This is a genomic window from Xanthomonas cucurbitae (assembly GCF_002939885.1).
Lineage (GTDB): Bacteria > Pseudomonadota > Gammaproteobacteria > Xanthomonadales > Xanthomonadaceae > Xanthomonas > Xanthomonas cucurbitae.
In genome coordinates this window covers 88,711-107,925 of sequence record NZ_MDED01000013.1, presented here as the reverse complement: position 1 = coordinate 107,925, position 19,215 = coordinate 88,711, and the positions used below count along the sequence as shown (strand labels likewise).

General features: G+C 66.3%; 18 protein-coding genes and 3 pseudogenes. 16 read left to right on the top strand and 5 right to left on the bottom strand.

The features are described from left to right. Positions 1 to 125 precede the first annotated feature (125 nt). From XcuCFBP2542_RS09150 to XcuCFBP2542_RS20005, 4 genes and pseudogenes are all read left to right on the top strand, one after another. Positions 126 to 1,268: an HlyD family secretion protein gene (locus tag XcuCFBP2542_RS09150; protein ID WP_249027633.1), complete on the top strand. Its 1,143-nt coding sequence runs from the start codon at positions 126 to 128 to the stop codon at positions 1,266 to 1,268. Between the two features lie 176 nt (positions 1,269 to 1,444). After that, positions 1,445 to 2,201, top strand: a pseudogene (locus tag XcuCFBP2542_RS09145) (transposase); the annotation flags it as partial. Positions 2,202 to 2,264: 63 nt separating this feature from the next. Beyond that, a pseudogene (locus tag XcuCFBP2542_RS20010) lies at positions 2,265 to 2,489 on the top strand (transposase); the annotation flags it as partial. After that, a pseudogene (locus XcuCFBP2542_RS20005) lies at positions 2,472 to 2,821 on the top strand (integrase core domain-containing protein); the annotation flags it as partial. The pseudogenes XcuCFBP2542_RS20010 and XcuCFBP2542_RS20005, both read left to right, overlap by 18 nt. 128 nt (positions 2,822 to 2,949) lie before the next feature. Here XcuCFBP2542_RS20005 and XcuCFBP2542_RS09135 read toward each other — a convergent pair. Next, positions 2,950 to 3,387, bottom strand: a complete 438-nt coding sequence (locus XcuCFBP2542_RS09135; RefSeq protein ID WP_104603268.1) for a hypothetical protein — start codon at positions 3,385 to 3,387, stop codon at positions 2,950 to 2,952. A 164-nt stretch (positions 3,388 to 3,551) separates the two neighbouring features. Here XcuCFBP2542_RS09135 and XcuCFBP2542_RS09130 point away from each other — a divergent pair, with 164 nt between their 5' ends. Beyond that, entirely contained in the window at positions 3,552 to 4,319 is a 768-nt protein-coding gene (locus XcuCFBP2542_RS09130) for a glutaminyl-peptide cyclotransferase (protein WP_104603267.1), read from the top strand. Between the two features lie 242 nt (positions 4,320 to 4,561). Here the strand turns inward: XcuCFBP2542_RS09130 and XcuCFBP2542_RS09125 are convergent, their stop codons facing one another. After that, positions 4,562 to 5,362: an amidohydrolase gene (locus XcuCFBP2542_RS09125; RefSeq protein ID WP_104603266.1), complete on the bottom strand. Its 801-nt coding sequence runs from the start codon at positions 5,360 to 5,362 to the stop codon at positions 4,562 to 4,564. A 219-nt stretch (positions 5,363 to 5,581) separates the two neighbouring features. After that, complete coding sequence (locus tag XcuCFBP2542_RS09115) at positions 5,582 to 6,730, bottom strand: pyridoxal phosphate-dependent aminotransferase (RefSeq protein ID WP_104603264.1); 1,149 nt, start codon at positions 6,728 to 6,730, stop codon at positions 5,582 to 5,584. Positions 6,731 to 6,977: 247 nt separating this feature from the next. Between XcuCFBP2542_RS09115 and ccmA the strand changes: the two genes are divergently transcribed. The 11 genes from ccmA to XcuCFBP2542_RS09060 all read left to right on the top strand — a co-directional run bounded on the left by ccmA (position 6,978) and on the right by XcuCFBP2542_RS09060 (position 15,623). Continuing rightward, positions 6,978 to 7,622, top strand: a complete 645-nt coding sequence (ccmA, locus tag XcuCFBP2542_RS09110) for a heme ABC exporter ATP-binding protein CcmA (protein WP_104603263.1) — start codon at positions 6,978 to 6,980, stop codon at positions 7,620 to 7,622. Beyond that, complete coding sequence (ccmB, locus tag XcuCFBP2542_RS09105) at positions 7,619 to 8,311, top strand: heme exporter protein CcmB (RefSeq protein WP_104603262.1); 693 nt, start codon at positions 7,619 to 7,621, stop codon at positions 8,309 to 8,311. The genes ccmA and ccmB overlap by 4 nt, the downstream gene beginning before the upstream one ends. A gap of 94 nt (positions 8,312 to 8,405) precedes the next feature. Next, a complete protein-coding gene (locus tag XcuCFBP2542_RS09100) occupies positions 8,406 to 9,158 on the top strand; it encodes a heme ABC transporter permease (RefSeq protein ID WP_104603261.1) in 753 nt (250 codons plus the stop codon). Further along, positions 9,155 to 9,325: a heme exporter protein CcmD gene (locus XcuCFBP2542_RS09095; RefSeq protein WP_104603260.1), complete on the top strand. Its 171-nt coding sequence runs from the start codon at positions 9,155 to 9,157 to the stop codon at positions 9,323 to 9,325. Before XcuCFBP2542_RS09100 ends, XcuCFBP2542_RS09095 begins: the two co-directional genes overlap by 4 nt. After that, the gene (ccmE, locus tag XcuCFBP2542_RS09090; protein WP_104603259.1) at positions 9,322 to 9,771 is read left to right on the top strand and encodes a cytochrome c maturation protein CcmE; all 450 of its coding nucleotides are present in this window, start codon (positions 9,322 to 9,324) and stop codon (positions 9,769 to 9,771) included. The genes XcuCFBP2542_RS09095 and ccmE overlap by 4 nt, the downstream gene beginning before the upstream one ends. A gap of 147 nt (positions 9,772 to 9,918) precedes the next feature. Then, entirely contained in the window at positions 9,919 to 11,856 is a 1,938-nt protein-coding gene (locus tag XcuCFBP2542_RS09085; protein WP_104603258.1) for a heme lyase CcmF/NrfE family subunit, read from the top strand. Then, positions 11,849 to 12,451: a DsbE family thiol:disulfide interchange protein gene (locus XcuCFBP2542_RS09080; RefSeq protein ID WP_104603257.1), complete on the top strand. Its 603-nt coding sequence runs from the start codon at positions 11,849 to 11,851 to the stop codon at positions 12,449 to 12,451. The genes XcuCFBP2542_RS09085 and XcuCFBP2542_RS09080 overlap by 8 nt, the downstream gene beginning before the upstream one ends. Continuing rightward, positions 12,448 to 12,882, top strand: a complete 435-nt coding sequence (locus tag XcuCFBP2542_RS09075) for a cytochrome c-type biogenesis protein (protein ID WP_167526897.1) — start codon at positions 12,448 to 12,450, stop codon at positions 12,880 to 12,882. The genes XcuCFBP2542_RS09080 and XcuCFBP2542_RS09075 overlap by 4 nt, the downstream gene beginning before the upstream one ends. Further along, positions 12,882 to 13,895, top strand: a complete 1,014-nt coding sequence (locus tag XcuCFBP2542_RS09070) for a tetratricopeptide repeat protein (protein WP_170066972.1) — start codon at positions 12,882 to 12,884, stop codon at positions 13,893 to 13,895. Before XcuCFBP2542_RS09075 ends, XcuCFBP2542_RS09070 begins: the two co-directional genes overlap by 1 nt. 130 nt (positions 13,896 to 14,025) lie before the next feature. Next, entirely contained in the window at positions 14,026 to 15,228 is a 1,203-nt protein-coding gene (metX, locus tag XcuCFBP2542_RS09065) for a homoserine O-acetyltransferase MetX (protein WP_104603255.1), read from the top strand. Between the two features lie 8 nt (positions 15,229 to 15,236). Next, positions 15,237 to 15,623 (top strand): DUF1294 domain-containing protein, encoded by a 387-nt coding sequence (locus XcuCFBP2542_RS09060; protein WP_249027632.1) that lies wholly within the window; start codon positions 15,237 to 15,239, stop codon positions 15,621 to 15,623. 53 nt (positions 15,624 to 15,676) lie between these two features. Here XcuCFBP2542_RS09060 and cydC read toward each other — a convergent pair whose 3' ends face one another. Together cydC and cydD are read right to left on the bottom strand one after the other, a co-directional pair. Further along, positions 15,677 to 17,353 carry a thiol reductant ABC exporter subunit CydC gene (gene cydC / locus XcuCFBP2542_RS09055; protein ID WP_104603253.1) on the bottom strand — a complete coding sequence of 559 codons (1,677 nt, stop codon included), beginning with the start codon at positions 17,351 to 17,353 and terminating at the stop codon, positions 15,677 to 15,679. Continuing rightward, a complete protein-coding gene (gene cydD / locus XcuCFBP2542_RS09050) occupies positions 17,350 to 19,122 on the bottom strand; it encodes a thiol reductant ABC exporter subunit CydD (protein ID WP_104603252.1) in 1,773 nt (590 codons plus the stop codon). Before cydD ends, cydC begins: the two co-directional genes overlap by 4 nt. Positions 19,123 to 19,215: the final 93 nt, after the last annotated feature.

Below are 19,215 nucleotides of genomic sequence, written 5' to 3'. Positions count from 1 at the left end.
GACGCTTCGCTGGACAATCGCCGTAGAAATCGCAGTGACACTACTTGGAACGATGTCTCCGCACCTTCGCATTTAATGACACAGTAGGACTAGCCCAGCCCGTCAGGCTATGGGTGCTGGCAACCTTGGCCGTCGTTTCCGCTAGTGTGGTAATAGGATTTGTTGTGTTCGGTGAGTACACGCGTCGGTCTAAGGTTGAGGGTGAACTCGTTCCCGACCTTGGCCTTTCGACCGTGGTGGCACCCGCGGCCGGTGTCATCGCGACCCTGCATGCAGAAGAAGGCGACCATGTGCAGCGACAGGCCGCCTTGCTCCTCATTAACGTGCCACGGATCACTGCAGCCGGCGATGATGCGCTGAAGGTTCTGCGTGATGGTCAAGTGACCCGGCTGGTGAGCTTGGAGAGGCTTCAGGATGCTAAAGAGCAACAGCTGCAGGCTCAGGAGCGCGGCACGCAACGACAGCGAGACGCATTGCGTCGGGAGCTTACGCAGATCGCAAGTGAGATACACACTCGTGGCGAACAGGTGCGTATAGGTCAGGAGACGCTAAAGCGCTATCGTCAGGTCGCAGATCAACGGTACGTGAGTGTGGTACAGATCAATCAGCAAGAACAATCGATGCTGGACCTACTCAATGCTCAGCAGGCACTACAGCGGCAAGCGACATCGTTGCGCCGAACCCTTGCTCAGCTGGACCAGTCGCTGGCCGAGCTTCCTGAACAGCGGCGTGCCGCTCGCGCCGAGACTGAGCGCGACTTTGCGACGCTCAGTCAGGAAACCGTTCAGATTGAGGCCAAAGGTGAGTTGCTACTGCGTGCCCCAGTCGGCGGCTTGGTTGCCAGCCGGCTGGTAGAAGCAGGCCAAGCTGTGCAAGCTGGCCAACCTATTCTTAGCTTGTTGCCTGATGGATCAATGCTGCGCGCCCAGTTGGTGGTTCCGAGCGCAGCGATTGGGTTCATCAAGCCCGGCGATCACGTACTCTTGCGCTACCAAGCCTATCCCTATCAGAAGTTTGGCCGTCACGAGGGTAGAGTGCTTCGTGTTTCTCGGAGCGCGGTTGCGGCTAGCAACGCCCAGGGACAGGCAAGCGAACCCGTCTATCGAGTCCTTGTTTCGTTGGATCAGCAAACTGTCCTCGCATATGGCATACGGGAAGCGTTACGGCCAGGTATGCGCTTGGAAGCAGACATCATGGGGGAGCGCCGACGGATATACGAGTGGATTCTAGAACCCCTTTACTCAGTGGCAGGCAAAGTCGGTGGCTAAAGCTCAAATTCCAGGATGAAATGCTTTTTATGGCTCATCGCGGATTCGTGTGGGTGCCTTGAGACCCTTGAAGCTGCATTGAGCCTTGCAAACAGGCCATTCCCGACGGTAATCCCCCCGCAGGTTAGCAGCAGCTATAAGTGGAATTTTCTCGTAACCTACCCCGAGGAGATCCCATGAAGAAATCACGATTCACCGACAGCCAGATCATCGCCGTACTCAAGCAGGCCGAGGCCGGGACACCCGTTCCTGACCTCTGCCGGCAGCACGGCATCAGCTCGGCAACGTTCTACAAGTGGCGCAGCAAGTTCGGTGGCATGGACGCCTCGATGGTGTCCCAGCTCAAGGAACTACAGGATGAGAATCGGCGTCTGAAGAAGATGTACGCCGACGCGCAGCTCAGCGCTGAGCTGCTGAAGGAAGCCCTCGCAAAAAAATGGTAAGGCCATCTCAGCGCCGCGAGATGGCCCGGCAAGCGGTCAAAGAAGGCATCACCAGTATGGCGCACGCCTGCATGACGTTCGGCGTGATCCAGACCTGCTACCGCTACCAGGCAAAGGCCAGCGACGAGAACGCAATCATCGCTGACTGGCTGGTGAGGCCGACCAGTGCTTACCGGGACTGGGGCTTCAGCCTGTGCTTCATGCACCTTCGCAACGTCAAAGGTTCAAATGAAACCACAAGCGTGTTTACCGCATCTACCGCGAGTTGGAGTTGAATCTGCGCATCAAGCCGCGTAAGCGCATCATCCGTGAAACGCCGGCGCCTCTGGCGGTGCCTGACGTAGTCAACGACACTTGGTCGATGGATTTCATGCACGATCAGCTTGCAGACGGACGCAGCTTCCGGCTGCTCAATGCGCTGGATGACTTCAACCGAGAATGGTTGGCGATGGAAGTTGATATCTCCCTGCCTGCCGCTCGCGCGCGACGTCCCCCCGATTTTGAGTAGCACGCCAGTCTAGAGTCCAATTGCCTACCCCGAAGGAGATTGGACGTGAAGAAGCGTTTTACTGACGAGCAGGTTATCGGCTTTCTGCGTGAGGCAGAAAGCGGCGTGGCGATCAAGGATCTGTGCCGGCGCCACGGCTTCAGCGAGGCCTCGTACTACTTGTGGCGCAGCAAGTTCGGTGGGATGAGCGTGCCTGATGCCAAGCGGCTCAAGGACTTGGAGGCCGAGAACACGCGCCTGAAGAAGCTGCTCGCCGAGCAGGTGATCCAATGGCGCGGAAAACCCGCGCCATACGCTGTGACAACGGTCCGGAGTACATCAGTGGTGCGCTGCAGGCATGCGCCGGGAGGCAGGGCATCGCGTTGCTATACATCCAGCCAGGCAACCCACAGCAGAACGCCTAAATCGAACGCTACAACCGCACCGTGCGCTACGCCTGGCTTGCCAGCAACCTCTTTAACGATATTTAGCAGGTACAGGACATTGCCACCCGCTGGCTATGGACTTACAACAACAAGCGCCCGAATATGGCGCTCGGAGGCATCACGCCGATGCAGGCTCTCAACAGACGAACGTCTGGTCAGCTTGCGTTGGCTGCTTAGTTCCACTTTTGGCGGCTGCTGAAAACGGGGGGATTACCCTGCATCGACAAGTGTGCAGTACGACACCGCAACGCAGATGCCCGACGCTACGCACCGATACGCGGTACGCGCGTCTTCGAAGTCACTGCTTACTTACGGCGTTCGATCACGAAATTGCCGACGCTGACGCCCAGGTCCACACCTTCGCCGGTGCCGGCAAGCGCCAGCGAAATATCGCCCTTGGTGACCACCTGTGCGGTGCTGGACTTCACCACGCCCGCATGCGCCTCGGCAGCGGCATAGGTGCCGAACAGATCGTCGAGTTTGTAGGCGCCGGAGAAGCTGCCGCGGCCGCCCGTGATCTTGGACTTGCCGACCGTCAGGCCGCCGCCCTTGCTGGAAATCTTGACCGGGATCACCGCGCCATTGTCGCACCGGATGATGCCGGTACCGCTGGCGGTCTTGTAGAACACCGACCAGCCGGACAGGTTGAACGACAGCTTGCAATCGATGTTGCCGGCCGCCTGCGCCTGCGGCGTCAGCGTTGCGGCGCCAAGCAGCGCGAGAAGAGACAGGGACTTAATCATGTAGGCGGTGCCGATGGTGGACGTGGAGCGAGACTAGCAGCGCCGATGTGGCAGCCGCGACAACGCCGGCCTACCGATGCGAACACCGTTCAGCGCAGCATTAGCTCGCCCCCGCCACGACCGCTGCCGCTACAAACCACCCAGGGGCATGGGATCATGGCGGCATGTCACGCCCTGCCCTCCTGCTGTTTGCCGCCGTCCTGCTGTCGCCGCTAGCGCATGGCGCCGAGGCGATTCCCACCCAAGGCTACACCGTGGTGCGGACGTATCCGCACGACACCGCCGCCTTCACCGAAGGCCTGTTCCATCGCGATGGCTATCTCTATGAAAGCACCGGCGAGCTGGGCAGGTCGCAAGTGCGCAAGGTCGAACTGGACAGCGGCCGGGTGCTGCAGCAGGTGGAGACGCCGCCGCCCTACTTCGGCGAAGGCATCGTGGCCTGGCAGGACCGGCTGATCCAGCTGACCTGGCGCAACCAGCGCGGCTTCATCTACGACCTGGCTACCCTGACGCCGCGCGGCCAGTTCAGCTATCCCGGCGAAGGCTGGGCACTGACCAGCGACGCGCACACGCTGTACATGAGCGACGGCAGCGCCACCATCCGCAAGCTCGATCCGCAAACCCTAAAGCAGATCGGCAGCATCCAGGTCACCGCACGCGGCCGGCCGCTGGACAACCTCAACGAGCTGGAATGGGTCAAGGGCCAGCTGTTGGCCAATGTCTGGCTGACCACCCGCATCGCGCGGATCGACCCGGCCAGCGGCAAGGTCATCGCCTGGATCGACCTCAAGGCGCTGGTGCCGGATGCGGACACCCTGACCGACCCCACCAACGACGTGCTCAACGGCATTGCCTACGATGCCGAACACGACCGCCTGTTCGTCACCGGCAAGCGGTGGCCGAAGATCTATGAGATCAAGGTGGGTGAGTAGCCGGGAATCGGGAATCGGGAATTGGGAATCGTAAGAGCGACATCGTCGGCGCTGATGACGGTGCCGGCGAATTGAGATTGTGCAACCGTGTTTTACAGATGCCAGGGGCTTTCGGCTAACGGGCTAACGCAGGCGGGAACGCTCCTGCCCATGCTCAGAACCCAAAGCCGCGCAAACCAGACATCAAGATCAGACAATGCCCAACACACCAGCCCAGCGCTTTACCGATTCCCGATTCCCGATTACTCCGGGAAGATGAAGGCATCGGCATCCAGCATCGCGGGGAAGCGGGCGCGGTGGTCGGCCAGGGCGGCGGCGCTGATGGTGGTGGTGACCACTTGCTCACGTTCGTGGATTTCCACCTGCGGCTGGCCGAGGAAATCGATCACCGCGCTGTCGCCGGCGTAGTGCAGCTGATTGCCGTCCACGCCGATGCGGTTGACGGCGGCGACGAAGCACAGGTTCTCGATCGCACGTGCGCGCAACAGCGTCTTCCAGGCGTAGGCGCGTGCCGACGGCCAGTTGGCCACGAACAGCTGCAGGTCGAAATCCATCTGGCCCGGGCGCTCCACATCGAAGCGGTTGCGGCAAAACACCGGAAAACGCAGGTCATAGCAAACCTGCGGATTGATCCGCCAACCCTTCCAGTCGACGCAGAGGCGGTCGCGTCCGGCCGCATAACGCAGATGCTCGTTGCCGAAACGGAACAGGTGGCGCTTGTCGTAGAACTGCAACGCGCCGTCGGGCGTGGCCCACAACAGGCGATTGAACACACCGTGCTCGGTGCGCAACTGTACGCTACCGGTCACCGCCGCCGCCAGCCGCGCCGCCTGCGCGCGCACCCAGTCCACGGTCGGCCCGTCCATGCCTTCGGCCTTGTCGATGGCATCGTTGGAAAACCCGCTGGTAAAGGTCTCCGGCAGGATCACCAGATCGGTCTGCCCGGCCAGCGGCTGCAGCAATGCAGCGTAATAGTCGCGATTACCAGCCGGATCGTGCCAGCGGGTGTCGCCTTGGATCAGGGAGATGCGAAGGTCGTTCATGGTGAGACTCGGGAATGGAGACTCGGGAATGGAGACTCGGGAATGGAGACTCGGGAATGGAGACTCGGGAATGGAGAATCGGGAATGGAGAATCGGGAATCGGGAATCGAACAGCGGTCTAATGAGGGCGTTATGTCATCGAGCCAAGTGTAGATTCAGATCAAAAAGCGGCCAACCGCTCTTACGATTCCCGATTCCCGATTCCCGATTCCCAGCTCGTCAGAGCCTGCGCAAACGCGCGATCGCCGCATCCAGCGTGGCATCGTTCTTGGCGAAGCACAGCCGTGCCAGGCGTTGCCCGGCCGGGGCATTCTCGTAGAACGGCGATAGCGGGATCGCGGCCACGCCCTTCTCGGTCGTCAGCCACTTCACGAAGTCGGTGTCGGGCAGATCGCTGATCGCCGAGTAATCCACCAGCTGGAAATAGCCGCCGGGCACCGGCAGCGGCGTCAGGCGCGTGGTCGCCAGCTGCTCGCGGAAGCGGTCGCGCTTGGCCTGGTAGAACGCGCCCAGCTGCTCGTCGTGCTCGGGCTCGTCGCGGATCATCGCGGCGAAGGCGTGCTGGGCCGGGCCGAAGCTGGTGAAGGTGTTGTACTGGTGCACCTTGCGAAATTCGGCGGTGAGCGCCGGCGGCGCGATCGCATAGCCGATCTTCCAGCCGGTGCAGTGGTAGGTCTTGCCGAAGCTGGAAATCACGAACGCGCGCTCGCGCAGTTCCGGCCAGCGCAATACCGACTCATGGCGGCGGCCGTCGAACACGATGTGTTCGTAGACCTCGTCCGAGAGCAGGAAGATGTCGGTGCCACGCAGCAGTTCGGCCAGGGTCTGCAGGTCGTCGGCCGAGAGCATCGCGCCGGACGGGTTGTGCGGAGAGTTAATCATCAGCAGGCGCGTCTTGGGCGTGACCGCCGCGCGCAGCGCGTCCCAGTCCACCGCGAAGGTCTGCGGGTGCAGCGCCACGTGCACGGCGCGCGCGCCGGCCAGATCGATCGCCGGCTCGTAGCAGTCGTAGGCCGGGTCCAGCACGATCACCTCTTCGCCCGCACGCACCACTGCGTGGATGGCGTTGAAGATCGCCTCGGTGGCGCCGCTGGTCACGGTGATTTCGGTATCGGCATCCACCTGCGCGCCGTAGCAACGCTGTGCCTTGCCGGCGATGGCTTGGCGCAGCGCGGCCACGCCGGTCATGGGCGGATACTGGTTGTGGCCGGCCGCCATGGCCCTGGTCAGTTCGTCGACCAGCCGCTGTGGCACCGCGAAATCGGGAAAGCCCTGGCCCAGGTTGACCGCGCCGTGCTCGGCCGCCAGCTGCGACATGACGGTGAAGATGGTGGTGCCCACCTTGGGCAGCTTGGTCGTGAGGGGCATCGCACCTGTCCGGTCGGCAATCGGGGGGACCGCGAGTGTACGCAAAGCGGCCCGGCCGGTGCGCCCGGCAGCGGGCAAAACAGCGTTCCCTGACACATTGCGCGGCGCATCCGCCCCCCCGGCAGCGGCCATCGTCGCTACAATGCGCGCCCTGTCCTGTCGCGCGGCGTGCCGGTCGTGCGGACGCGATGGCCCGACACCCGCTCGCCCACCCCATGCCGTCCTGCGACGGGAGCCCGCTGCGCCGATGATCGAACCGCTGCACACTGCGCCCCCGCTGCTGGCGGCCCACGCGCTGGCCTTCAGCCGCAACGAAGAGCCGGTGTTCGGCCCGCTGGATTTCCACGTGGATGCCGGCGAAGCCCTGCTGGTGCAGGGCGATAACGGCGCCGGCAAGACCACGCTGCTACGGGTACTGGCCGGGCTGCTGCAGGTGGAGCGCGGGCAGATCCAGATCGACGGCAAGACCGCCCGGCGTGGCGACCGCAGCCGCTTCATGGCCTACCTGGGCCACCTGCCGGGCCTGAAGGCCGACCTCAGCACGCTGGAGAACCTGCATTTCCTGTGCGGCCTGCATGGCCGCCGGGCCAAGCAGATGCCCGGCAGCGCGCTGGCCATCGTCGGCCTGGCCGGCTACGAGGATGCGCTGGTGCGGCAGCTTTCCGCCGGCCAACGCAAGCGGCTGGGACTGGCGCGACTGTGGCTCTCGCCCGCTCCGCTGTGGCTGCTGGACGAGCCCTACGCCAACCTGGACCTGGACGGCATCACCCTGGTCAACCGAATGATCTCCGCGCACCTGCGCAGCGGTGGCGCGGCGCTGGTCACCACCCACGGCGCCTATGCAGCGCCGCCGGTACGCACGCGCATGCTCACCCTGGAGACCGCGGCATGACGCCGTCATCGCAACCGTCGTTGCTGCAAGCGGCCCGCGCGCTGGTGCGCCGCGATCTGCAACTGCTGTGGCGCCGTCGCAGCGACGCGCTGCAGCCGGCGCTGTTCGCACTGCTGATCGTGGTGTTGTTCGCGCTGGGCCTGGGTGGACGCCCGGACCTGCTGGCACAGGCCGCGCCGGCGGTGCTGTGGCTGTCGGTGTTGCTGGCCGGCCTGCTGTCGCTGGATGCCTTGTTCCGCAGCGACGTGGAAGATGGTTCGATGGAGCAATGGTTGCTGGCGCCGGTGCCGCTGGCCTGGTTGATCGCGGTGCGCGTGCTGTTGCATTGGGCCACCAGCGCGCTGCCGTTGATCGCGGTGACGCCGTTGCTGGGCGAATTGCTGCACCTGCCACATGACCAGTTGCCGGTGCTACTGGCATCGTTGGCGTTGGGGACACCGCTTCTGAGTCTGCTTGGTGCGGTGGTCGCGGCACTGACGGTCACCATGAAACGCTCTGGTATTCTGGTGGCGTTGCTGGCGTTGCCGCTGTACGTGCCGGTGCTGGTGTTCGGTGCCGGCAGCGTGGCGGCCAGCGGACAAGGGCAGGATGCGGTGGGTGCGTTGTTGCTGCTGGGCGCGGGGTTGGTGATCGGCATCGTGCTGGCACCGCTGGCGGCGGCGGCGGCGATCCGGATCTCGCTCAGCTGATCGCCGTTGCAGATGCGCCATCGATAGGACCCCGTAGGGTGTACGGTGGTGTCGTACCGGAAGCTGCCTCCATGCCAAGAGCCATCGCCATCGCATGAACTTCGTCGTCCGCTGGTTTCACCAACTCGCCTCCCCCCCGATCTTCGACCGTTTCACCGCGCGCTGGGCACCCTGGTGCTACGTGCTGGCCGCGCTGTTGCTGGGCGCGGGGATCTGGCAGGCCCTGTTCGCCGTGCCGGCCGATTACCAGCAGGGCGACAGCTTCCGTATTCTGTACATCCATGTTCCCAGCGCGTGGATGAGCCTGTTCGTGTTCGGGTTGATGGCGCTGTACGCGGCCATTGCGCTGATCTGGCGCATCAAGGTGTGCGAGATCCTGGCGATGGCGTGCGCACCGATCGGTGCGGCGTTCACCGTCATCACCCTGCTCACCGGCAGCATCTGGGGCAAGCCGATGTGGGGAACCTGGTGGGACTGGGACCCGCGCCTGACCACCGAACTGATCCTGCTGTTCCTGTACCTGGGCGTGATCGGCCTGTACCACGCCATCGACGACCGCCGCCAGGCGGCGCGCGCGGCCGGTTTGCTGGCGATCGTGGGCGTGGTGCTGTTGCCGGTGATCCGCTATTCGGTGGTGTGGTGGAATTCGCTGCACCAGGGCCAGAGCATCCGCCTGTTCGGTCCATCGACCATCGATGCCAGCATGTTGCTACCGCTGTGGCTGATGGTGATCGGCACCAAGTTCTGGTTCGCCGGTTCCCTGCTCACCCGCGCACGCGCCGACAACCTGCGCCGCGAAGCCGGCAAGGCCTGGATCGTGCGCGAGCCGCAGGATGCGGCCGCATGAGCTACCTGCCCTATGTCATCGCCGCCTACGCCGTGTTCGTGCTGGTGCTGCTGTGGGACCTGATCGCCGGCCACTGGCAGGTACGCCGCGCATTGAAGACCACGCAGGCACGCCGCCTGCGTGAGCGCAAGCGCACCCTGCCCAGCGACGCGGAGCTGGACCGATGAACCCGCAACGGCGCCGCCGCCTGTGGCTGGTACTCGCGTTGGTGTTGGCCGGTGGGCTGGCCACCACGCTGGTGGCGATGGCCCTGCAGCGCAACGTGGCCTATCTGTACACGCCGTCGGAAGTGCTGCGCGGCGATGCTGGCGAACACGCGCGTTTCCGACTGGGCGGCATGGTGGAAAAAGGCTCGTTCCAGCGCGCTTCCGGCTCGCTGGAAGCGCAGTTCCGCGTCACCGATGGCGATGCGCAGCTGCCGGTGCGCTACGACCGTATCCTGCCGGATCTGTTCCGCGAAGGTCAGGCAGTGGTGGCCACCGGGCGTATGCAGCAGGGCGTGTTCGTGGCCGAAGATGTGCTGGCCAAGCACGACGAAACCTATATGCCCAAGGAAGTCGCCGACAAGATGGGCAGTGCGCATCGCAAGCATCGGGTGGAGGAGAAGCAATGAGGGGGAGGCCTGTCGGGACCGGGGACCGGGGACCGGGCAGCCGGGAAAAGCGCCTCGCAGCGGTTGACCCTTGCACGCATCCCAGCCGCGCCAGGAATCGTGTATTTCCGGGCTCCCCGGTCCCCGGTCCCCTGTCCTGGCTCTCCCATGCTTCCTGAGCTCGGCACCTTCCTGCTGGTCCTGGTCTTGCTGGTCGCGCTGGTGCAGGCCGCCTTGCCGCTGGCCGGCGCACAACGCGGGCATGCCAGCTGGATGGCGGTGGCGCGGCCGGCGGCGCTGGTGCAGCTGGGCCTGATCGCCACGGCCTTCGCGTTGCTGACGCATGCCTTCCTGGTGCAGGACTTTTCGGTGCGCTATGTGGCCGAAAACTCCAACAGCCTGCTGCCGTTGATCTATCGCTATTCGGCGGTGTGGGGCGCGCACGAGGGCTCGCTGCTGCTGTGGACGCTGGTGCTGGCGCTGTGGACCGGCGCGGTGGCGCTGTGGTCGCGGCAATTGCCGGCGCAGGTGGTGGCGCGGGTGCTCGGGGTGATGGCGCTCATCAGCGTGGGTTTCCTGGCGTTCCTGCTGTTCACCTCCAATCCGTTCGCGCGCCTGCTCCCGGTGCCGCCCGAAGGCGCCGATCTCAATCCCCTGCTGCAGGACCCGGGCCTGATCATCCACCCGCCAATGTTGTACTGCGGCTATGTCGGCTTTGCGGTGCCGTTTGCCTTCGCCATCGCCGCGCTGCTGGAGGGGCGGATGGACGCGCGCTGGCTGCGCTGGACCCGGCCCTGGACCAACGTGGCCTGGGCCATGCTCACCGTGGGCATTGCGCTGGGCAGTTGGTGGGCGTACTACGAGCTGGGCTGGGGCGGCTGGTGGTTCTGGGACCCGGTGGAAAACGCCAGCTTCATGCCATGGCTGGTCGGCACTGCCCTGCTGCATTCCCAGGCAGTCACCGAAAAGCGCGGCAGCTTCGCCAGCTGGACGCTGTTGCTGGCGATCGCCGCCTTCGCGTTGTCGCTGCTGGGCACCTTCCTGGTGCGCTCGGGCGTGCTGACCAGCGTGCATTCGTTCGCCGCCGATCCGTCGCGCGGCGTGTTCATCCTGGTGTTCCTGCTGGCGGTAGTGGGTGGCGCGTTGCTGCTGTACGCGATCCGCGCGCCGCGCCTGGCGCCCGGTAACGACCCGCGCCGCGCGTTTGCCGGCAGCTCACGCGAGACGCTGCTGCTGCTCAACAACCTGCTGCTGACCTGCGCCTGCGCGATGGTGTTGCTGGGCACGCTGTACCCGCTGCTGGCCGATGCGTTGGGGATGGGCAAGCTGTCGGTGGGCCCGCCCTACTTCGGCACCTTGTTCGTGGTGTTGATGGCGCCATTGGTGGCGTTGCTGCCCTTTGGCCCGCTCACGCGCTGGCAGCGTGAACAGGCCTCGCGGCCGCTGGCCCTGCTGGCGCCCTGGGCCGGCCTGGCGCTGGCCGCTGGCGTGCTGGCCTGGTGCATGGCGCCGCAAGGGCAGCTGAAGGCAGCCATCGGCGTCACCGGCGCGGCGTGGGTGCTGTTCGGCACGCTGCGCTTCCTATGGACGCGGCGTGCCGCCAAGGGCCGGCGATTCACCGCCGAGATGCTGGGCATGACGCTGGCGCATCTTGGAGTGGCGGTGTTCCTGGCCGGCGCGCTGCTGGTGGAATCGCTGAGCCTGCAGCGTGAAGTGGCGCTGGCACCGGGCCAGCAGCTAGAGATCGGGCGATATTCGCTGCATTTCGAGAATCTGCAAGAACTGCGCGGGCCGAACTACCTGTCCGACCGCGCCAACCTGCAGGTGTTCAAGGACGATGTGCCGGTTGGCATGCTGCATGCCGAAAAACGCCGCTACGCCAGCGGCGGACAGACCCTGACCGAGGCGGCGATCCGCCCCGGTCCGTTTGGCGACCTGTATGTCGCCCTTGGCGAACCGCTGGGCAACCAGGCCTGGGCGGTGCGCGTCCACCTCAAACCGTTCGTGCGCTGGATCTGGCTGGGAGCGCTGCTGATGGCGCTCGGCGGCCTGGTCACCGCGGCCGACCGGCGTTTTCGTCGTCCTGCGGAGATCCAAGATGTCTGAGTCACGTTCACCCCGCCTGCCCACTGCGGTTCTCGTGGGCGCCATCGTGCTGCTGCTCGCCCTGGCGGCACTGTTGGTCTATGCGGTGGTCCGCTCTGGACAGGGCGATCGCGATGCCCTGCCCTCGGCGCTGATCGGCAAGCCGGCGCCGGAGTTCGCGCTGCCGTTGCTGCACGACCCCAGCATCGTGGTGCACGCGCGTGAGCTGCGCGGCGCGCCCTACATCATCAATGTGTGGGGCAGCTGGTGCCCGGCCTGCCGCGAAGAACACCCGGTGCTGAGCAAGTTTGCGCTGACCAAGCGGGTGCGCGTGATTGGCTACAACTGGAAGGACGAGCGCGCCGATGCCCTGCGCTGGCTCGAGCAATTGGGCAACCCGTACCTGCTGGTGGTCGCCGACGTCGACGGACGCACCGCCATCGACTTCGGCATTGCGGCGGCGCCGGAAACCTTTCTGGTCGACGGGCGCGGCGTGGTGCGCTGGAAATACAGCGGCATGCTCACCCAGTCCATCATCGACACCCAGCTGATTCCGGCATTGAGCCGGATCGAACGCTCGCCCACCGCCGCCCCGGACCTGCACGCCAAGCCATGAGCCGCGCCTGGCTGCTGACGCTGCTGTTGCTCCCCTGGCTGGCCGTGGCCCAGCCGGTGGGCGATCACGCGCCGCCGCATTACCGTTCCGCCGCCGAGGAGGCGCGCTTCCACGCGCTGACCGCCGAGCTGCGCTGCGTGCAATGCCAGAACCAGTCGCTGGCCGATTCCAACGCGCAGATTGCGCAGGATCTGCGCCGCGAAGTGCTGGCGCTGATGCAGCAGGGCCGCAGCGATGCGCAGATCCGGCAGTTCCTGGTCGCGCGCTACGGGCAATTCGTGCTGTACCGGCCGCAGGTGGAATCGCGTACCTGGTTGCTGTGGTTCGGCCCGTTGCTGGTGTTGCTGCTGGGCGGCACGGCGGTGGTCATGGTGGTACGCCGCCGCAGCGCCGCCGCGCCCGCGCTGCCGCCCGACGAGCAGGAGTGGTGATGGTCGATTTCGTGATGGCGGTGGTGGTCGTTGCGCTGCTGGCCTTTGGCGTGGCGTTGCGGCCGCTGTGGCGGCAGACGCGCGGGCTGGCCGCCAGCGTGGCGGCGCTGCTGCTGGCCGCCAGTGCAGCGCTGTACTGGTTGGTGGGCACGCCGGGCGCGATCGCGCTGGCCGCCAACCGCCCGGACACGCCACGCACGCTGGAGGAGGCCATCGTGCAGCTGCGCGCCGCCCTGGCGCGCAATCCCGACCAGGCCGAAGGCTGGGTGCTGTTGGGACGTTCGCTGTCCAGCCAGCAGAAATTCGCCGACGCCCGCGATGCCTTTGCGCGCGCGGTGGCGCTGCGGCCGGATGAACCCGACGTACTGGTGGCGGCCGCGCAGGCGCGCATGCTTGCCGACGACAGCGGCCGCCCGGATCCGCAGGCGATGCGCCTGCTCGAGCATGCGCTCAGCGTGCAACCGGACCACCAGCGCGCACGCTGGTTTCTGGGCGTGGTGCAGCGCCAGGCCGGCCAGCCGGCCAAGGCCAGCGCCACCTGGAAGCCATTGCTGCAGGTGGTCGACGCCAGCACCCGCCCTGGCCTGCTTGAGCAGATCAACGCTGCACGCCGGGAAGCCGGGCTTGCAGCCCTGCCGACAGCGCCCGACAGCGGCGCCGATGCGGCAGCCGGCAAGCGCATCAATGTGCGCATCGCGCTGGATGCGGAATTTGCCAAACGCGCCGCGCTGCCCGGCGACACCAGCGTGTTCGTGATCGCCCGCGCCACCGACACCCCGATGCCGGTGGCGGTGGAAAAACACGCCCTCAGCGAACTGCCGCTGACCATCACCCTGGACGACGGCGACAGCCCGATGCCCACCCGCAAGCTGTCGTCGCTGGACAGCGTGCAGGTGCTGGCACGGCTGTCGCGCAGTGGCAACGCAATGCGCCAGGCCGACGATGTGGAAAGCACGCCGATCAGCGTGCAACTGCCCGCCAACGGCCCAGTAGAGCTGGTGATCGGACGCTGATCGCAATCGATATTGCGTCCCTCGACCGTCACGGAATTCAAGGTTGCTCAAAGTGCCCTCACTGGCATTGCCAGAGCACAGCCAGTCGCTCCTCTCGATTCCCGATTCCCGATTCCCAATTCCCACCCCCATGACCGAATTCATCCCCACCGGCACCCTGTTCCACGCCCTGCCCTCGCCGTTTGCAATGAAGCGCGGCGGCGTGCTGCATCAGGCGTACATCGCCTACGAGACCTGGGGCACGTTGGCCGCCGATCGCAGCAACGCGATCTTGATCGTCACCGGGCTGTCGCCCAACGCGCATGCCGCAGCCAACCAGGCCAACCCGGAACCGGGTTGGTGGGAAGCAATGCTGGGGCCGGGCAAACCGATCGACACCACACGCTGGTTCGTGGTCTGCGTCAATTCGCTGGGCAGCTGCAAGGGTTCCACTGGACCGGCCTCGATCGATCCGGCCACCGGCGAGCGCTATCGGCTGGGGTTTCCGGATCTGTCGATCGAAGACGTGGCCGATGCCGCCGCCGATGTGGTGCGTGGGCTGGGCATCGCGCAACTGGCCTGCCTGATCGGCAATTCGATGGGCGGCATGACCGCGCTGGCGCTGCTGCTGCGCCACCCCGGCATCGCGCGCAGCCATATCAACATCTCCGGCAGCGCGCAGGCCTTGCCATTCTCTATCGCCATCCGCTCGCTGCAGCGCGAGGCGATCCGGCTGGACCCCAACTGGAACGGGGGCCATTACGACGATACCCACTACCCGGAATCGGGCATGCGCATGGCACGCAAACTTGGCGTCATCACCTATCGTTCGGCGCTGGAATGGGATGGGCGCTTTGGCCGCGTGCGGCTGGATTCCGAGCAGGCCGCCGACGATCCGTTCGGGCTGGAATTCCAGGTGGAAAGCTATCTGGAAGGCCACGCACGCCGCTTCGTGCGCTTCTTCGATCCCAACTGCTATCTGTACCTGAGCCGCTCAATGGACTGGTTCGACCTGGCCGATTACGCCGAGCCAGCACCGAGCGCACAGACGCCATTGGCTGCCGCCCGCAACACCAGCGCGCCCCTCGGCAACCCGTCGGCAAGCCAGGGCTCCAGCGATGACAAGGTGCTGGCCGGCCTGTCGCGCATCCGCATCGCGCGCGCGCTGTCGATCGGCGCCAACACCGACATCCTGTTCCCGGTGCAGCAACAGGAACAGATCGCCGATGGCCTGCGCGCCGGTGGTGCGGATACCCGCTTCATCGGCCTGGACTCGCCGCAGGGCCACGATGCCTTCCTGGTGGATTTCGCCCGCTTCGGCCCGGCGGTCCGCGACTTCCTGGACGCCTGCTGATTGCCAGGTTGAGGGCCAGATCCAGACCACGGCCACCGCAAACCGCCAGCAGTGCGCTGCCGCGCCGGCTGCTGGCCGGCCTGTTCGCTGTGGGGATGCTTGGCCTGGTGCTGGCCGATCGGCTGCCGGCTGCGATCGCACTCTGGTACGCGGCCACCAGCATTGCGGCACTGATCGCCTATCGGCTGGACAAGACCTCCGCCACGCGCGGCCAGCGCCGCACCCCGGAAGCGGCCCTGCATGCCATCGCATTGCTCGGCGGTTGGCCCGGCGCAGTGCTGGCGCAATCGCTGTTCCGGCACAAGACCGCCAAGATCTCGTTCCAGATCGCGTTCTGGGCCAGCGCGCTCGCCAACGCTGCGGCCCTGGCCTGGGCGGTGTATCTGACAAGCTGAGGAACATCGCCCCCTGCGTCGCGCGCGCAGCGGCGCACCCATTGCGAGGCCGCTCACTCCAGCGGCTGCAGCGTTCCATCACGCATGCGGTAATGCCGGTGCACGACACCGGCGGGCACGCTGTCGTGGGTAATCATCACCAGGCTGCGCTCGCCGAGCGCGGCGGCCAGATCCAGCAGCAAGGCGTGGGCGGTATCCACATCGAGCCCGTCGGTGGGTTCGTCCAGCAGCAGGATGGGTGCATCGCGCAGCAAGGCGCGCGCCAACGCCAGGCGGCGTGCCTGGCCGGCAGACAGCGTGGCGCCATTCTCGCCAACCCAGGTCTCCAGCCCGTTCTGCGCGCTGGCCCAGTCGCGTAGACGCACCTGGTCGAGTACGGCCCACAATGAAGCGTCGCTGGCGTCGGCATCGCCGATCAGCAGGTTTTCGCGCACGCTGCCGGCAAACACCGGCGCATGCTGCGGCAACCAGGCAATGCGCTGATGCCAGTGCGCCTGCGCGCACTGCCGCAGATCGATACCGGCATAGCGGACCTGCCCGGCCTGCGGATCCCACAACCGCAGCAGCAGCGCCGACAAGGTGCTCTTGCCGCTGCCGCTGTCGCCGCTGATGGCGATGCGCTCACCGGCTGCCAGGGTCAGATCAAGTGCCTGCAGCACCGGACGCACGCTACCTGGCCAGGCGAAGGACACCTGTTGCAACTGCAGCGTGCCCGTGCGCGGCACCTCGGCGGGCTGGGCCGGGTCGCTGACCGAGGGTGCCTGATCGACAATGGCCTGCAACCGCCCGGCCGCCACGCACGCGCTCTGCAGCGCCTGCAGGGCCAGCCCGGCGCCGGCCCACCCGTCCAGCAACGCCATGGTGAGAAACACCAGCGCGGCCGCCATCTCGGCAGTGATCGCGCCCTGCTCGGCGGCGCGCAGTGCCAGCCACAGCATGCCGGCCAACCCGATGCCGCCGCAGATCGCATGCAGCAGGTTGCCGCCGATCAACCGCCGGCGCTGCAGGCGATCGCCGTCGCCCAGCGCCGCAGAGTCCGCATCGACCTGCTGCAGCCAGGCATCCTGGGCGTTGACCGCAGCCAGATCCGCTGCGCCTTCCAGGCCCTCGAATACCCGCGTCCGTAACTGCGTGCGCTGGCGTGCGCGCAGTTGCTCGCGCTGCGCGCCGCCGCGTGCCACTTGCCATGGCAGCAGCCCGCCGATCGCCACACCCAAGGTCAGCAGCAATAGCGCCGCAGGCGGATGGATCAAGGCGGCAGCCACCATGCCAGCCACCCAGATGCCCAGCAATGCCGCCAGCGGCGCCAGCGCGCGCACGCTCACGCCATCGACCTCGCCGATGTCGGACATCAGCCGCGCCAGCAGATCGCCGGTCCGCGTGGCCGACAGGCGCCCCGGTGCCAGCGGCAGGGCGCGGCGGAAGAACCACACGCGCAGATCGCGGGCGATACGCAAGGTGGCATCGTGGCCGATCAGTTTTTCGCCATAGCGCGACACGATGCGCGCGAACGTCAGGGCGCGGATGCCGGCCGAGGGCGAAAAGAAATTGAAGCCGGCGCCCATGCCGACCACGCCGGCCAGGGCGGCAGCAGTCAGGAAGCCGCCAGACAAGGCCAGCAGGCCTACCCCGGCCAGCAGGGTGACCAGCACCAACAGTGCCGATAGACCCAGCCGCCAGGCATGCCGGGCGAAGACGTCGCGCAGACGGTCGTGGCGTGCAGCGCTCATGACAGCTGCGCTCCCACACTCGCCCCGCGCAGGTCGATCACCGTATCGGCCCATGCCATCACCGCCGCGCTATGCGTGGCCAGCACCAGCGCACGGCCGCGTGCGAACACGCCCAGCGAGCGCAGCAACTCTGCTTCGGTCTCCGGGTCGAGGAAGGCGGTGGGTTCGTCCAGCAGCAACACCGCCGGCTCGCGCAGCAGCAGCCGCGCCAACGCAACGCGACGCGCTTCACCACCGGAGAGCCCGAAACCACGTTCACCGATCACCGTGTCCAGGCCCTCCGGCAGCTGCGCGGCAAAACGCATCACCTGCGCAGCCTCGGCCACGGCATGCAGCCGCGCGTCGCTGGCCTGCGGGTCGGCCAGGCGCAGATTGTCGGCAATGCTGCCGTGGAACAGGTATGGCCGTTGCGTGGCATAGCCCACCCGCGTGCCGGGGCGCAGCACCAGGCTGCCCGCTTCCGGGGTGAGCCAGCCGGCCAGGCCTTCCAGCAGCGTGCTCTTGCCGCTGCCGCTGGCGCCGATCAGCGCCACCCGTTGCCCGGGTTCCAGCACCAGCGAAAACCGCTCGACCACCACCTGCGGCGCGCCGGGAGGACGCAACGCCAATTCGCTCGCCTGCAGCAAGGGCATCTGCGCCGGCGCTGCGGCAGCAAGCAGCGGCATCGCCACGCGGGTTGCAGCGTCGTCTGCAAAGCCTTCCAGCAAGCGCTCAGCCTCGGCCACGGCGGCCAGCGCATTGGCGCGGTCGTGGTAATGGGCGGCCAGCCGCCGCAGTGGCGCGAAGAATTCCGGCGCCAGCAACAGGCAGAACATGCCGGCGCCCAGCGTGGGCAGGCCGTGCAGATCGAGCATGCCCAGATAGCTCAGGCCGAAGTACAAGGCCACGATCGCCACGCTCACCGAGGCAAAGAACTCCAGCACGGTGGAGGACAGAAACGCGATGCGCAGCACTTTCAGCGAACGCTCGCGCACGCCCTCGGCCGCGGCGCCAATGCCGCTCAATTCGGCCTGCCCGCGGCCATACACGCGCAGCAGGCCCAGACCCTTGAGCCGGTCAGCGAAGTGCCCGCCCATGCGGGCCATCTCGCGCAATTGCTCGCGGCCGGCCGCTTCGGCGCCCCAGCCCACCAGCATCATGAAGAACGGAATCAGCGGTGCGGTCAGCAGCAATACCAGGCCCACCACCCAATCGATGGAGAACACCGCGATCAGGATCAGCGGCGGCACCAGCCGCATTTCGGTCCGCGCCAGCTGGTAGCCGACAAAATAGCCTTCCAGCGCATCGGTGTGCGCCAGGCTCAGCTCGCCCAGCTCGCCGCTGCGTTGCCGGCGCAACCACACCGGCCCGTGCTGCACCAGGCGGCGAGCGATGCGGGCGCGCAGTTCCCGCTTGGCGACATCGGCCACCTCGCCGGTCAGCGACTGCGCCCAGGCCGTCAGCAGCGCACGGCCGAACACCGCCAGCAGCAGGCCAGCACCCGCCTCGCGCAGCTGCGACAGTGCCAGATGCTGCACCAGTACCGCCTGCAGCAACCAGGCAATGGTCCCCGCCTGTGCCAGCAGCAGCACACCCGACAACGCTATTGCCACGCCGGCCAGCCGGCGCTGACGGGTGGCCGAGACGGCGAGCGCGTCCAGCCGTTGGCCGCGCTGTCGGCGCTGGGCGGGCGTGTCGCTGGCTCCTGCGCCGGGTTGGCTCACATCGCGTTCCGAAAACTGCTCGATAGTGCCATTGTAATGGTCTCCTCCCCCGGTCGGGACGGGCATTTTGCCGCACTGTCTCCCAGCCGCATTGATCTGGATCAACGCGCAGGGCGCGGCAAGCGCAGATGATTGATGCAACTCCTTCATCGACACCCA